13 protein-coding genes are annotated in these 13,309 nt (G+C 57.1%); 3 read left to right on the top strand and 10 right to left on the bottom strand.

Annotated features, from left to right (window positions below):
* Window positions 1–103: 103 nt before the first annotated feature.
* The 8 genes from pgmG to ACFO5Q_RS18310 form a co-directional block, all read right to left on the bottom strand.
* The gene (pgmG, locus tag ACFO5Q_RS18345; RefSeq protein ID WP_068144531.1) at window positions 104–1,483 is read right to left on the bottom strand and encodes a phosphoglucomutase/phosphomannomutase PgmG; all 1,380 of its coding nucleotides are present in this window, start codon (window positions 1,481–1,483) and stop codon (window positions 104–106) included.
* Window positions 1,484–1,874: 391 nt separating this feature from the next.
* On the bottom strand, window positions 1,875–2,180 hold the full coding sequence (locus ACFO5Q_RS18340) for an STAS domain-containing protein (RefSeq protein WP_068144538.1): 306 nt from the start codon (window positions 2,178–2,180) through the stop codon (window positions 1,875–1,877).
* A gap of 20 nt (window positions 2,181–2,200) precedes the next feature.
* Window positions 2,201–3,340 (bottom strand): methyl-accepting chemotaxis protein, encoded by a 1,140-nt coding sequence (locus ACFO5Q_RS18335; protein ID WP_068144542.1) that lies wholly within the window; start codon window positions 3,338–3,340, stop codon window positions 2,201–2,203.
* 20 nt (window positions 3,341–3,360) lie between these two features.
* Window positions 3,361–3,888 carry a PAS domain-containing protein gene (locus tag ACFO5Q_RS18330; RefSeq protein WP_068144545.1) on the bottom strand — a complete coding sequence of 176 codons (528 nt, stop codon included), beginning with the start codon at window positions 3,886–3,888 and terminating at the stop codon, window positions 3,361–3,363.
* 129 nt (window positions 3,889–4,017) lie between these two features.
* The gene (locus ACFO5Q_RS18325) at window positions 4,018–4,500 is read right to left on the bottom strand and encodes an ATP-binding protein (protein WP_068144548.1); all 483 of its coding nucleotides are present in this window, start codon (window positions 4,498–4,500) and stop codon (window positions 4,018–4,020) included.
* An 82-nt stretch (window positions 4,501–4,582) separates the two neighbouring features.
* Window positions 4,583–5,335: a substrate-binding periplasmic protein gene (locus ACFO5Q_RS18320; protein WP_068144551.1), complete on the bottom strand. Its 753-nt coding sequence runs from the start codon at window positions 5,333–5,335 to the stop codon at window positions 4,583–4,585.
* A gap of 11 nt (window positions 5,336–5,346) precedes the next feature.
* Window positions 5,347–5,790 carry a DnaJ domain-containing protein gene (locus tag ACFO5Q_RS18315; RefSeq protein ID WP_068144554.1) on the bottom strand — a complete coding sequence of 148 codons (444 nt, stop codon included), beginning with the start codon at window positions 5,788–5,790 and terminating at the stop codon, window positions 5,347–5,349.
* Window positions 5,791–5,795: 5 nt separating this feature from the next.
* Window positions 5,796–6,674, bottom strand: a complete 879-nt coding sequence (locus ACFO5Q_RS18310) for a division plane positioning ATPase MipZ (RefSeq protein ID WP_156431877.1) — start codon at window positions 6,672–6,674, stop codon at window positions 5,796–5,798.
* Window positions 6,675–6,813: 139 nt separating this feature from the next.
* On the opposite strand from ACFO5Q_RS18310, the gene ACFO5Q_RS18305 reads away from it, so the two are divergent.
* Window positions 6,814–7,746, top strand: coding sequence for a glucosaminidase domain-containing protein (locus ACFO5Q_RS18305; protein WP_156431878.1), 933 nt, complete (start codon window positions 6,814–6,816; stop codon window positions 7,744–7,746).
* A 23-nt stretch (window positions 7,747–7,769) separates the two neighbouring features.
* On the top strand, window positions 7,770–8,627 hold the full coding sequence (gene panC / locus ACFO5Q_RS18300) for a pantoate--beta-alanine ligase (protein WP_068144762.1): 858 nt from the start codon (window positions 7,770–7,772) through the stop codon (window positions 8,625–8,627).
* A 38-nt stretch (window positions 8,628–8,665) separates the two neighbouring features.
* Here panC and ACFO5Q_RS18295 read toward each other — a convergent pair whose 3' ends face one another.
* Window positions 8,666–10,036: a winged helix-turn-helix domain-containing protein gene (locus tag ACFO5Q_RS18295; RefSeq protein ID WP_197420948.1), complete on the bottom strand. Its 1,371-nt coding sequence runs from the start codon at window positions 10,034–10,036 to the stop codon at window positions 8,666–8,668.
* A 23-nt stretch (window positions 10,037–10,059) separates the two neighbouring features.
* Here ACFO5Q_RS18295 and ACFO5Q_RS18290 point away from each other — a divergent pair, with 23 nt between their 5' ends.
* Window positions 10,060–11,553 (top strand): S41 family peptidase, encoded by a 1,494-nt coding sequence (locus ACFO5Q_RS18290; RefSeq protein WP_197420949.1) that lies wholly within the window; start codon window positions 10,060–10,062, stop codon window positions 11,551–11,553.
* A gap of 98 nt (window positions 11,554–11,651) precedes the next feature.
* Here the strand turns inward: ACFO5Q_RS18290 and ACFO5Q_RS18285 are convergent, their stop codons facing one another.
* On the bottom strand, window positions 11,652–13,307 hold the full coding sequence (locus tag ACFO5Q_RS18285) for a M20/M25/M40 family metallo-hydrolase (RefSeq protein ID WP_068144568.1): 1,656 nt from the start codon (window positions 13,305–13,307) through the stop codon (window positions 11,652–11,654).
* Between the last annotated feature and the right edge of the window lie 2 nt (window positions 13,308–13,309).

Raw genomic sequence — 13,309 nt, 5'->3', positions numbered from 1 at the left:
TCATGAATAGCCTTCTTTGAAGGCGCTATAAGGTATGTCCAAATTCCGCCCATCCCATAGTCATAGCCTACGAAGTATTCTTTCATGATGCGTCACTGCCACATTAAAGGTCGCTTGGCGCGTCGACACCGGAGGCCTTAAGGGCTTCGACGAGAGCATGCTTGAGGCGGGCGAGGCCTGCCTCAGTGGATGCCTCGCAGCGTGCGACCAGCACAGCCTGCGTGTTCGAGGCGCGGAGGAGCCACCAACCGTCTGATGTTTGCACCCGCACGCCGTCAACGGTGGACATATCAGCGCCTGCTTCTTCAAGCCGGGCCTTCACTTCCCTGACCACGTCGAACTTGCGCACGTCGTCACAGTCAAACCGCAGTTCCGGCGTGTTGATGGCGGCCGGCAGGCCGTCCTTGAGCGCGGCCAGATCGCCCCCCTGCTTGGTGATGGCATTCAGGAACCGGATCCCGGCATAAAGCGCGTCATCATGGCCGTAGAATTTATGCTTGTAGAAAATATGGCCTGACATTTCGCCCGCGAGCGGCGCGTTCAGCTCAACCATCTTGTCCTTGATCAGGCTGTGGCCGGTTTTCCACATCACGGGCTCACCGCCGAGCTCCTTGATGCGGTCAAACAGCGCCTGGCTGGCCTTGACGTCCGCGATGATCGGCGCGCCCGGCACTTCCCTCAAGAGGTCACCCGCCATGATGGCCAGCATCTGGTCACCCCACACCACGCGACCGTGGGCGTCGATGGCGCCGATGCGGTCACCGTCACCGTCGAAACTAAGGCCCATGTCTGCGCCGTGTTTTGCAACAGCAGCCTTGAGCTGTTCAAGGTTGGCTTCCACAGTCGGGTCCGCATGATGGTTCGGGAAAGTGCCGTCCACTTCCGCGTTGATCACGATATGCTTGCCCGGCAGGCGCTTCACCAGCGCCTCGACCGCAGGGCCGAGCGAGCCATTGGCTGGGTCCCACACAATGGTGAAGGCCTTCATGTCCACATCACGCATCAGGCGGTCGATATAGCGGTCGAACACGTCCTCTTCCCGGATGCTGCCTTCACCCACCTCATAGTCGCCCGCATTCGCGGTTTTGCCGATGGCCTGGATGGCCTCGCCGAAGCAGGGCTTCTTGCCCATCATCATCTTGAAGCCGTTATAGTTGGCCGGATTGTGGGAGCCGGTGATCATGATGCCGCCGTCTGTATCGAGCTCGAACACGCTGAAATAAAGCATCGGCGTGCCCGCGAGGCCGATGTTGATCACCTCAAGGCCGGTGGATGCCAGCCCCGCCATCAGGTTTTCCGCCATCTTCGGGGAGGACACCCGACCGTCATAGCCCACACACACGCGGCTGCCGCCAGCGCGTTTCACATGCGTGCCATATGCCTGCCCAAGCGCTTTCGCGTCTTCATAATGCAGCGTCTCGTCAACGATGCCGCGGACATCATATTCGCGCAAAACGGTGTGATGGAAAGAGTGGCCTGCCATGAAAATACCTTTGGATAAATGGAGAAATTTTGACCAAAGTGTCAGCGGCGGCGCTTGCCGTCAATATGGAAATCCTGCGATATCGTTTCGGGTGGGCTGCGCGGCAACCTGCCGCATTTAACGGTTTTTAAACGCCGCTATAGTAAAAGCACATTTGCACGAAGGGGCCGATAGCCAATGGAAGGGGCTGTCATGACCCAAAAATTGAAATGCGGCGACACCGAATGGTGCGACCAGTGCGCCCAAAAGCAGGAAACTGTGGGGGGCCCAGAGCACCTGACAATGAATGCTCTCGGCCGGTGTGACTTCTATCGCAGCAAAAATGAACAGGGGCGCCCAAACCCCATAGGTTCAGACGCCCCGATAAATACCTAGAAAGCCTCAGCCGCCCTTAAACGAAGGGAATCAAGGCGTGGAACTGAGAAATTTTCATGATGTCGGCCACGTGGCCGCTCGTGGGGGCCTTCATCGCGATGCTTTTGCCTTCCTTTTCTGCGATCGCTTTGGCGCGCAGCAGCAGGCCAAGCCCCGCTGAATCAAGGAATTCAAGCGGCGTAATGTCGAGCAGCCATTCAGCGCCGGACTCTTCCGCCAAATCCTTTAGCATGACCCTGAAGGTGCCCTGGTCATCAAAGGTCAGGCGCCCGCTCATGGCAATTGTTGTCTTGTTGCCGGATGTGGTGATCTTATGGTCCATTTCCTAGCCTGCCTTTCTGATCAGCTATTCACAATGCGGACGAAGTCGCCCATCGCGTCAGATAGTTTAAAGAGTGGTTCGTCGATCTCATCGGATGACCAGATCACCTGGATAGACGATGAGTATGAAGACGCAGCTGTCTGAACCAGTTTGGTAACATTTTCAGACACGATCTCGATGTCATCCCGCAGCCGCCCCACCTGCTCCCCGATTTCGCCGGTTGCCGCGTCCTGCTCTTCGACCGCTGCGGAAATACCTGCGCTGATCTCGCTCAGTTCCTGCGTGATTTTCTTGATGCTGGCAATCGCGTCCACACTTTCGGACGTGGTCTGCTGAATGTGGTGAACCTGGTTGGTAATATTCTCGGTCGCCGCCGATGTCTGGTTCGCCAGGCTTTTCACTTCGCTTGCCACGACCGCAAACCCTTTGCCTGCTTCGCCAGCCCGCGCGGCCTCAATGGTCGCATTTAGCGCCAGCAGGTTGGTTTGGCTGGAAATCTTGGTGATAAGGTCAACCACGGAACTGATGGCCTTTGCCGCCTCTTCCAGCGACAAGATCTTCTCCGCCGCCAACTCGGTTTCGGACAAAGATTTGGCCGCACAGTCCGCCGACATGGTAATCTGGCGGGCGATTTCCTGCGAAGAGGCCCTCATCTGCTCAGTCGCAGCGGCGACCCCGTTGGTGTTCTCCAGCGTCCGCGTGGCAGCGCGGGACACCTCAATCGTGTTCGAAGAGTTTTCCTCTGTACGTTTGATCGAATCGTGCGCAGCGTCCTGAATTTCATTCTTCTTGTCGGCCACATCTTCAACCAGCGAGTCCACCAGCGAAATCAGCGAGGTTGACTGGCTGTGGATGGCGCCCATGTTTTCGATCGACGCGTTGATATCCCTTGCCGCATGCAGGAAGACGCCGGGCATGCCGGGTTCAAGGATCTTCCGGTAATAGCGGTGTTCCTTGACCGCCTGCATCGCCGCCTTTGCTTCACGAACGAAGGCGTCGTTGCGGTCAATAATTCGGTTGATTGCATTGAAAAGAGGTCTGAGTTCGCCGTCCTCCTGAAGGTTCAGGATACGCGCCTCAAAATCGCCGCCTGCCACTGCCTGGCATACATCTATCGCCTTCTGGATCGATGCATCGAGGTTTACTGATTGTTCCGTCATCACCGGTTCCTACTCTGCCGTCAAGCAAGCGACAGCGAAAATTCGTTCAAAGTCATGTTTTTGTCGCTCAGGAGCTTTGCGAGGTGCGCGCTCGAATCTTCAAGACCCTGCTTGCGGCCACCTGCGGCCTCAATCCTCAACAGGTCCTGGTAAAGCGGGATAATGGTCCCCTCAAGCGAGGCCCGGTTGGGAACCCGCCTGTTGGAATGATACCCAATGATTTCACCAGAAGTACTGAAAGAGGGAGTGACGTGCGCCAACACCCAATAGTGGTCGCCGTTTTTTGCCCTGTTCATGACATAGGCGAAGATCTCCTCGCCACTTTGGATAGAATCCCAAAGCGCCTTGAAGATGCAACGAGGCATGTCAGGGTGGCGAATAACACTGTGCGGCTTACCGACTACTTCCTCTTCAGTGTATCCCGCAATATCGAGAAACACGTCATTGGCGTAGGTGATATGGCCTTGCTTGTTCGTTTTGGAAACGATGATGTCATCGGGTTCGAAAAATACTTCAACACCCGTAACATGTGTGCGGTCATCACTCATTGATTAGAAATCCCGTATGCGTCTGTGTATCTTCAAGGATAGATTGTATCAGACCCCCGCCGGCGAGACCATATTCAGCCATAAATACTAAACAATCCGTTACCACTTGGCTGGATACTGGGCTTTTTTTTACTTCAGCTTTATGGAAGCTGTTACAACATTACCGATACCGCTATAGGCCAGTCCGTCGAAGCCGATGGACTTGGCCAGCAAAATGCCTCGCCCAAACTCGCTCTCGTTCAAAGACGCATCCGTGTCGCCCTGCATGAACCGCGCCCAATCGAACCCTTTGCCCTCATCAGTGATGCAGTATTGCAGAACCCCATCATTCTTGATGATGTCGACTTTCGCCAGGCGCTCTTTGTAGGGGCCATCTGTCAGGCGGGCCTGGATTTCCTCCACCAACCTGTCCTCGGCCAGTAAGTTGCGTTTCTCGTGGGCGCCAATCTCAAGATTGCCGTGCTCAATGGCGTTCATCATCAATTCGAAGAGGCCCATTTCCGCCCTGGGTGGCTCTGGCGCATGCTGCGAAAGCTTGCGCGCCAGGTCCCGCGCTTCTGACGGAGACCTGAATGAATAGCTTACCCGATTTTCACCCCCAGGTTGACACATGAGGCGGTCCCTATTTAACGGCGAGTTGTTATATTCAGCCTGCCCTGCCGGTTGCAATCTGTCAAACTGACAGTGCATTTCATCATTTTTCTTTCAGGTAGCGCGCCCTGATCCGCTCTGCGACATCACCTTCTGCAAGGGCCTTGACCCCATCATTGAAGCGTTTCACCAAAGCCGAATCCCGGACACACAGGCGCCGCGGCGTCGGCGGGAACCGAACAGCCACCTTGAACGGTCGCGGCTGGTCGGCCGCCAGTTGCTGATAGGCATATTCAAGCGCCCAATAGTCGCCGATATAGGCGTCCAACCGGCGGTAGAGCATCATCCGGATCAGCTGCCCGCGGTTATAGACCGTCACGCTGCTGCCGAAGGTGACGATATCCTCGGGCGTCAGCTCCTTCAGCACATCTACCGCGCCTGGGAACATTCCAACGCGCATGCCCTTCAGGTCCTGGACAGATGCGATCGGGTCCATCGATTCTATCGGAACCGATATTCCGTCATGCCAATAGCTGAATATCTCGCTGTTGATGCACAAGTCTTCATTGGTGCTGAAGGTGGTCATGGCGTCCACTTTGCCGGAAGACAGAAGCACCTGCACCCGTGAAAGCGGCGCATGCACGAATTCAACCTTCAGCCCCGCATGGGAAAAGGCTTCCGCAACCATATCCAGATCAATGCCGGAGGAAGGGTCTTCAAGCACATAAGGCGGATTATGGGTGATGGTGCCAACGATGACTGGCTGGCCCTGTTGCCATGTATCCGGCTCAGCCCACAGGGGCTGCACCCCGAAAAGAGCCAGAATCCCCACCAACAAAAGGTACCCGCGTCTCATAAGATCGCGCCTCACCGCCCTAAAAGCGTCTGTTTCGCCTCATTCAGCTTGCCAGCCAGATAGTCGTTTCCGCCTTTGTCCGGGTGGCACTGCGCCATCAGCTTACGGTAAGCTTGGTTAATTTCCTGTTCACTGGCGCCGTCTTCAAGCCCAAGGACGTCCAGCGCTTCCTGACGGGTCATCCCACCGGACGACCGGGCGCGACCTTCGCTCTTGCTCTTCAGGCGTTCAGACGCCTTGGTGCCGAACATGCGCCAGGCTGCAAATCCTGCGGGAATGACGGCCAAAAAGCCTTTGCCTGCTGCCAGCATCACAACACCAAACAGCGCGCACAGGCCCACGATGGCCCAGAAAAGCGACCGTTTCGCCGTCTCTACATCAGCGTTTGCCCACCAGTTCAGAAGAACCAGCAAGGAAAAGGCAAGGATCAGACCGATGACCAACCAGGCAATCACAGGGCTCAGGCCTCCTCAGTCTTGCGGAAAGGCAGATTGAGGGCGTCCATCAGCTTGCGGACTTCCTGCCGCGCTGCCACATGCGACATGGAAAGGCCCTTGCCGTCCAGCCCGCCTGCTTCCTTGAGGTCCATCAGCGTCAGGCCGCGCAGGAACAGTTCGCGGTAAATCACCCGTTCGCCAAGCCCCGGCACATGGCGGATTCCGATACGCTTCGTCAATTCATTAAGCACGCGCTCAACCCGCTCCTTGTTCTTGGCATGCAGGGCGCCCACACGGTTTCTCAGCACCACCCAGTCGATGGAACTGCCGTCGGCCATGGCGCGCCGCTGGCGCGCTTTCCAGACCATTTCGGCATAAAGGCTTGGGCCTTCCACCTTGTGGCTTGAGGCATTCACCCGTGCGAGCAGATCAAGGTCCACGAAACTGTCATTCACTGGCGTTACCAGCGTGTCTGCGGCCGTATGCGCCAGGCGCGACAGGAATGTGTCACTGCCAGGGCAATCGATCACAACCACATCCACCTTGTCGGCCAGATTGAGATAGGCTTCCTCAAAGCGCTGCTTTTCATCCGCCTCAGCCTCGTCTGCGGACCGCAGTTCGGACTTGGGCACCACCAGTTCGGTCGGATGCGGCAGATCAAGGCCCTTCTTTTCAGCGTAAGCCCGGCGGTTTTCGATATAGCGCGTCAGGCTTTTTTGCCGGGCATCCAGATCAATGGTGCCAACGCGGCGGCCTTCACGCAGCAGCGATACAACAATATGCATGGCGGTTGTGGATTTGCCCGATCCGCCTTTTTCGTTTCCTAAAACAATGAGATACGGTCGGCCCATCTCACCGGTGCCATTGCCCGCAGTCTCTGGGTTTGCCTTGTTATCCGGCACTTGGCCCTCTCCCTTACGCAATACTGACTGTGTCATGCATGTCACGCATCTGACGCCTTATCATTAGACGATCTTGCGATTTGCACCTACACTTATTAGCTAGATATTGGTAAATTATCCGCAGGGAGAAAAGTACAAAGTGCCCTTAAGCGCGCGTAACATTGCTGGAATATTGGTGCTTGTGGCCGTCATGATTGTCGGCCCAATTCTGCTTGCGCGCCACATGCTTGCGATCAGCCGCACGGACGCCTTTGTTGCGGACCAGCCCAATTACCTGGCCCACACGCCACCACCCAAGAAAATCAAAATGACGCCTAAGCTCGCGCGGCTCCTCAAGAAGGAACTGCATGCCGTTGAGGCCGTCCCTCGAGTATTCCTGACCCGCCTGCCGGAAGACCTGCCAGAGGTGAACGACGCCAATCGCAAGAAGCGCCTGTTCACCTCAACGCTGCTGCCGATTGTGCTGCGCGCCAACGAGCTGATCCTGGCTGACCGCGGGCGTCTTTTGGCGCTCAGGCAAAAGTTTGAGAATCAGCAGCCGCTCAAGCGCGCCGAGAAAAAATGGCTGCGCCAGATGGCCAAGACCTACCGCCTGAAGCGCAAGCAGGACTTCCGCACCAAGGATATCGATTTCCTGCTCTATAAGGTGGATGTGATCCCGCCGTCGCTCGCTTTGGCGCAGGCTGCGATGGAATCGGGCTGGGGCACCAGCCGGTTCGCGCAGGCCGGAAATGCCCTGTTTGGTGAATGGGTATGGGGCGATGCCGATGGCCTTCTGCCCGAAAACCGGGATGAGGGAAAAACCCATAAGATCAAGAGCTTCGAATATCTTCTGGATAGCGTTCGAAGCTATATGACCAACCTGAACCGGCATGCAAGTTATGAAGACCTGCGCCGTCGCCGCGCGGAACTGAGGGAACTGAATATCGGCATCACGGGTGCTGCGCTCGCTCCAGCGCTGGTGCGCTATTCAGAACGCGGTGCTGAGTATGTCAGCGACATTCTGTCGATCATCAACTATAACGATCTGGACGGCCTTGACGACGCCCGCCTCGTGGCCCAGAACTCTTGAACAACCCATTTCCGGATAGCCTTATGACCGCTTCTGTTCCTGCCGTACGAACCGTTGAAGACCTGCGTGCGCAGGTGCATGCCTGGAAGCGTGAAGGCCTGCGCGTTGGCCTGGTGCCCACCATGGGCGCCCTGCACCACGGGCACCTGTCGCTTGTGAACGCGATAGCCGAGAAAGTGGACCGGATCGTTGTCTCCATTTTTGTGAACCCGACCCAGTTCGGTGAAGGCGAGGATTTTGACGCCTACCCCCGCACCGAAGCTGAAGACCGGAAAAAGCTGGCCGATACACCCGCAAGCCTTGTGTTTGCCCCAAACGGCGCTGAAATGTACCGCACCGGGCACGCCTCCACCGTAACCGTAGCGGGCCTGACAGACCGCTTCGAAGGCGCGTCCCGGCCCGGCCATTTTGACGGCGTCGCCACGGTGGTGACAAAACTGTTGCTGCAGTGCCTGCCGGACGTGGCCATCTTTGGCGAGAAGGACTATCAGCAGCTGGCGGTGATCCGCCGCTTTGTCGCAGACCTTGATATCCCGGTGGAGATCATGGGCGGCGCGCTGATCCGGGAAAGCGACGGCCTCGCGGCCTCCTCCCGCAATGCTTATCTGAACGCTGAAGAGCGGGCGATCGCAGGAAAATTCAATGTGATTTTGAAGGAACTGGTCGCAGATGTCTCAGCCGGCGCGGACTTGCGCACTGCGGAACAAGCCGCCAGTGACAAGCTGCTAGAAGCGGGTTTCAAGGCCGTAGATTATGTCTCAATAGTTGACGCCAACTCATTGGAAATTATTGATAAAATCACCACACCTGCACGCGTGTTGGCGGTCGCCCGCATCGGCAGTGTGCGCCTGTTGGACAATATGGCGATAGAGGCCCGCTGAAGCCTCACCCTTGCGCACAGCACCTTTTAGCTTTGAGGCTACCGGGCGACCGGCGCGTCTTCACACCCATGTTCCGGGCCAAGTTTTTCGACCAATACAGAACACAGCTGCTCGGCCTGAGCCTCGTCTCCAGCCTGCCTCAGGATCGCGGCAAGGTGCTTGGTCGCCTCAGGTTCATAGGGCGCGATTTCAAGCGTGCGCCGATACCATAGCTCGGCTTCTTCCAGCCTGCCGGCGTCCTCTTTTTTCTTGCCTATAAGAGCACCAATCGCCGCTTGCCAAGGGCCGACCCGTTGCGGTTCCTGGTCGTAAACCTGACCCATGGTCTCAAATGCGGCCTCCAGCATCAGGACGCTCTGCTGCTGATCGCCCTTGATGTCGTATATCTCGCTCAGATTGACCATCGACTCCCAGGCGGTTTCATCAACCTCGATGGCGCGCAGATAAATCTCTTCGGCAAGGTCGATACGGTTCTGCATCGCATAGACCAACCCCAACGCCTTCAGGGCGTCGGCGTCCCTTGGGGTCAGCCTTACTGCCCTTTCGGCCAGGGCTGTCGCCCGTGCAAGTATCCTCATGGCCGAATCCGACTGGTGCATGTCACGCGAAAGCGCCTCCTGCACGCTGCTGGCCCCTGTGGCGAAAGGCGTGCTTGGCCACCTGATGACACGCTGCACCAACGCATTGGCAAGCCCGGCCTGTGCCGCCGCCAGGTCTGTGTCCAGGGCCAATGCCTTTTCATAAAGCGCGATGGCTGTTTCATTGTCCTGTTGCGTGAACTGCATATAGAGATCATTTGCCCGCGCTGTCAGTGCCGCGGCCTTCGAAGGCTCCGCCTCTCTGGGCTTCAGCACAATGAAAAGGGCCAGGGCGACAACGGTCGCAAGCCCAACAACAGCCAGCAGGACGGGTATCTTTGGGCTGGGCTTCGCGCTGACACCTGCCGTTACCGGCAACAATAGGCGGTATCCGCGGCGCGGCAGTGTCTCGATATAGGCCGGGTCTTTGGCGGAATCGCCCAGCGCAGCCCTAAGGCGGGACACTGTGCGGGCAACAGTATCCTCGCCAACCACCACGCCTGCCCACAGGCGTTCCTCTATCTCCCTGCGCGATAGGACCGCACCGTTCGCCACCGCTAGCAACAACAACAAGCCCATAACCTTGGGTTCAAGCGATACTGTTTCATCGCCCCGCACAAGCCGGCCAGTGTCAGGATGGACAGTCCAGTCGCCCACTTTGAAGGGCACTTGCTGCGGTATTTGCTTCATATTCTTCATGCTCATGAAGCGGATAGTAGCGGAGACAAATTCCAAAAACAGCAGGAATTTCAATGTTGTCAGGCTTTCGTCAGGAATAAAGGAGCCGCCCCACATGGACACGGTTCGAGATTGCCCGCATGACCGATGCATCGAGTTTCCATGTGGAGAATAAAATGAATACGAAGAAGTTACCGATAGCGAGAAGACTGATAGCGAGAGGGTTGGCCGTTCTGCTTGTCCTTTGGACAGCACCATGGGCACAGGCAGAGCCAAAGGAGAATAACCCTACCATTCCAGTGGAAGTAATCCGCAGCGATTTTGAGGCCCTATATGCTGGCCTCAAGCGTGCGCACGTCGACCTTTATGCCCACCGCACCAAAGCCGCCTATGACGCCCGCTATCAAGAGATGCTCACATCATTCAACCGTCCGCTCAGCTTGTTCGAAGTACGGGTCGCCTTCCAGAAGTTTGTTGCATATGGCAATGTCGCACACGCCAGGATCGAATTCCCGGAAGACGTATATCGCGATTTCCGGGACAAGGGCGGCCGGAGTTTCCCCATCTACCCCCGGATCGCTGGCGACCATGTTTATGTTGGGGAAAACTATTCCGGCAATGCGGACATCCGCTCAGGCGATGAGATCCTGGCCCTGAACGGCGAACCAATCGCCAACTGGCTGGCAAGGACAGCCGCACATATCTCTGCCGACACCGACTATATCGCCCACTCAATTCTTGAATTCGCCCTTCCACAGTATTTGTGGCTTGAATTGGGGGAAAGGCCCTATTTTGACCTGACATTAAAAGCACAAGACGGCAACATCCTGGATGTTCAGGTGAAGGCCACGACGCGGCAAGAACAGACACTTGCGGCGGATAATCAACCAGCCCGATTTGCACTTAACGGCGCGGAGCGGACAGCGAAAATGCTCACAGCCCAAACGGCCTACCTGCGGCCCGGTCCATTCTACAACTTTGAAAACCCCGCAGCTGTCTGGGACAACAGCGCCTTTCTTACCTTCACAGACGATGCGTTCGAGACCTTCATCAAAGAAGGCGCCCGCCAGCTGATTATCGACCTACGGGAAAACCCGGGCGGGGACAATTCCTTCAGCGACCCGATCCTGGCGTGGTTTGCAGACAGGCCTTTTCGCTTCTGTTCGGCCTTCCTGGTCCGTTCGAGCGATGAAGCAGCAGCGTCGAACCAGGCACGGCTGGATGCCAATCCGGCAGCCAAGGAAGGAATATCAGGCCGCTATGCACGCATGTATGCCGAAACGCCGCGCGGAGAGCTGTTCGACTTCGATATAGACTATGCTGAGCCGCGCAAGGGCGAACGCTTTGAAGGCCAGGTCTATATCCTTGTCAATCGGCACTCCTTTTCCAATGCCGTGACGATGGCGGCCATGGCGCAGGACTATGGCTTTGCAACCATTGTTGGGGAAAAAACCTCCGACATGGCAACAACCTATGGCGCGATGGAAAGCTTCACCCTGCCCGCGACCGGGATTTCCGTTGGCTTCCCAAAAGCCCATATCATCCGCCCCTCTGGCACACGGGAATCAGACGGCGTCACGCCGGACTGGGAAATTCCTTCGCCGATTGCCCCAACCAAGGAAGATGTCGTCCTGCAACAGCTGCTGGAGCGACTGGAGGCTAAGGGATAAGGGCTGGGTGAACTCGCGCATCCTGCGCCACTGAGCCAGATACAGAAAAGGCCCGAAGGCTGTGCAACCTTCGGGCCTTTTTTCCTTGATTGAAGCGCCTAGTCCTGAGCGACCTCGGCGTCATCGTCTTTCTTGTCCTTTTCGCGCTCGCGGGGCTCCGGCTCGCGCGGGAAGCGCTCCTCGCGCATCGCGGCGTTATAGACAAAGCTGGCCATGATCACGGCTGCCTGCTTCAGGTCCTTTTCAAACGCATGGTCATAGGTATCGACTGTGCTGTGGTGCAGGCGGCTACCGTAATCCAGCGGGTCCTGAATGAACTGGAAGCCCGGCAGGCCAATGTCATCAAACACCTCATGGTCCGTGCCGCCTGTGTCGTTCATGGTAACGGTGTCCGCGCCCAGATCATGGAAAGGCTCCAGCCACTCAGTGAAAATGGCGGCGGCGGCAGCATTGCCTTCGGCGTAGATACCGCGGATTTTGCCCGAGCCGTTATCCAGGTTGAAATAGGCTGAAAAACGCTCATAGTCCGGCTTCTTGGCAATCGGGAACATGCCGAATTCCTTGGCATAGGGTTCCATATATTTCAGCTTTTCATCATCGCTTTCCGGGCGCGTCGCCAGATGGTTCTTCACATATTGGTACGAACCGTAATAGCCCTGCTCCTCGCCGCCCCAAAGCCCGATCCGGATGGTGCGTTTGGGCTGGAACCCAATGGCTTTCAGAATACGCACAGCTTCCATGGTCACCGCCACACCCGCGCCATTGTCCACCGCACCGTCACCCATGAACCAGCTGTCAAGGTGGGCGCCCAGCATCACAACTTCAGGGTTGCGGCCCCGGCCCGGGATTTCCGCCAGTGTGGAATAGGACTGCATATCGTCCGTGTAATAGGTGGCCTTCACATCCAGGCTCATGCTCACGGCCTGATCATCCTTCAGCAGGCGAACGGCGCGGTCATAATGCTCTGACGCCATGCGCACACCCGGCAGCCCGGGCAGATGACCTTGCAGATACTGATAGCCGGTGGCTCCAATCAGCATGTTGCGGCGCGGCGAGCGGCGCACCACGGCAACTGCCCCCTCTTCTTCCAGGAAATCCGTCAGGTAATAGCCCCAGCTTTTATAATCAGTCCAGCCATCTTCCCCCGGGTGGCCTTCAGGGACGTCATAGGTGCTGATATTCTCAAGCTCTTCTTCCGTATAGCGGCGGATCGGCTCGTTGGCACGGCGGCGGTCTTCCGCGTTCATCTCGGTCGGATCCTTGTAGGGCGATACCGCATCCACAAGAACAATCTTGCCCTTGAGCTTACCCTTGTATTTCTCAAAATCGGCCTTCGATTTCATCGGCGCAAAAATCACATCCCCCGTCACCGGGCCCTCGGTGCCCGGATACCAGCTGATCGGAAGCGCATGAAGCTGGTCTGTTCGCGGCGCTGTCATGCGCACGTCCACGCTTTCCCACGTCCAGCCAGGCCCGAACTCAAACCCTTCAAGGTGCGCGTTCTCCAGCCCCCATTCCGTCAACTGATCCCGCGTCCACTCATTGGCCTGCATCATGGCAGGTGTGCCCGTCAGGCGCGGCCCGATGCGGTCCGTGAGATGCCTGAGCGTTTTCATCACCTGCGAATGGTTGAAACCTTCATCCCGGATTTTGGAGATGACGCCCAGGTCAGGCGCGTCACCGGCGCAAGCAGCACCGAAAATGCCGCTGAAACCAAGTGCAACAGATGCTGCAAGGATCGATTTTTTAAACATGA

The organism is Kordiimonas lipolytica (assembly GCF_042651265.1).
Classification (GTDB): Bacteria; Pseudomonadota; Alphaproteobacteria; order Sphingomonadales; family Kordiimonadaceae; genus Kordiimonas; species Kordiimonas lipolytica.
The sequence above is the reverse complement of the archived record's forward strand: the minus strand, read 5'-3'. Positions and strand labels throughout refer to the sequence as shown.